The organism is Mesorhizobium sp. M7A.F.Ca.CA.002.05.1.1 (assembly GCF_003998335.1).
Classification (GTDB): domain Bacteria; phylum Pseudomonadota; class Alphaproteobacteria; order Rhizobiales; family Rhizobiaceae; genus Mesorhizobium.
The window spans coordinates 1-780 of record NZ_RZQI01001480.1 but is presented as its reverse complement, the minus strand read 5'-3'; the positions used below and the strand labels follow the sequence as shown (position 1 = coordinate 780).

General features: G+C 59.1%; 1 protein-coding gene. It reads left to right on the top strand.

Annotated features, from left to right (window positions below; genetic code table 11):
• Positions 1 to 307: 307 nt before the first annotated feature.
• The coding region (locus EN939_RS36500) for a PfkB family carbohydrate kinase (RefSeq protein WP_127272082.1) at positions 308 to 780 on the top strand (473 nt) is incomplete at its 3' end.

Below are 780 nucleotides of genomic sequence, written 5' to 3'. Positions count from 1 at the left end.
TCATCGTCGGGCGGAAGGGATATGCCAGCATGAAGGGCCTGTTGCTGATCTGACGGGCCGGGGGCATGCCAAGACCGTCCGATCAGGCCCGGGCGATCGAATGAAGTGCAGGAAATTCGCCTGCACAATCTTTTACCAAAAAATTTGAAAATTGTTCAATCTTGGAAAGAGGGCCCAAGGTCCGCTCTATCTCTGGATTAAACTTCCAATCGAGAGGAATTCTCTCTTGATTTTTAGAAGACAATTCCGTTGAGGCATCGCATTTTCGCTGCTACCGTTTTGAAACGCTTCAATTGGAACTCCGCCATTGCAACGCAAGCGCCCGACCATAGCGGATGTCGCACGAACCGCCGGTGTCTCCATCGGCACGGTTTCGAATTTCATCAATGGAACGGCAAGCCTGAAGGAAGGCACGCGCGACCGCATCGAGAAGGCGGTTGCCGCGCTGATGTATCGGCCGAGCTCCTTTGCGCGCTCACTGCCGGGCCGCGCGCCACACAGGCCAAAGAACCTCGATCACCTGCCAAGACTTCTGGTCGCCGGTAGGGTGAGTGTCGACTTCCTGTGCCGCGTCGACGTGCTGCCGCATCGCGACGACCGGATCACCGCCAGCCACATCGACAAGGCGCTGGGTGGCCCCGCAGCCAATCTCGCGGTTGCCGCCGCCGGCATCGGAGCACCCTACGCGCTGGACGTTGAGCTGGCGACAGCGGTCGGCCAGGATCCAGAGAGCGATTGGGCGCTCGGCGCGCTTTCGAAACTGAGTGTCCACGCCTTGCC